Annotated in this window: 1 rRNA gene; it reads right to left on the bottom strand. The window is 51.2% G+C overall.

What is annotated here, in order from left to right:
• Positions 1 to 133 precede the first annotated feature (133 nt).
• Positions 134 to 215, bottom strand: a 16S ribosomal RNA gene (locus BSPA111_RS22500); the annotation flags it as partial.

The raw sequence follows: 215 nt of genomic DNA, 5'->3' as shown, positions 1-215 counted from the left end.
TTACCGCCGTGAAAGGGCGGTGTCCTGGGCCTCTAGACGAAGGGGACACTGAAGTCTCACTCGCAAGACGCCTTGCTTCTTTACTTTCATCAGACAATCTGTGTGAGCACTACGCGGGTTTGTATCTATTAGGTAAGGAGGTGATCCAACCGCAGGTTCCCCTACGGTTACCTTGTTACGACTTCACCCCAGTCATGAATCACAAAGTGGTAAGC

Origin of the sequence: Buttiauxella sp. A111 (genome assembly GCF_014189855.1) — a bacterium.
GTDB classification, from domain to species: domain Bacteria; phylum Pseudomonadota; class Gammaproteobacteria; order Enterobacterales; family Enterobacteriaceae; genus Buttiauxella; species Buttiauxella selenatireducens.
This window is presented reverse-complemented; position numbering and strand designations above follow the sequence as displayed.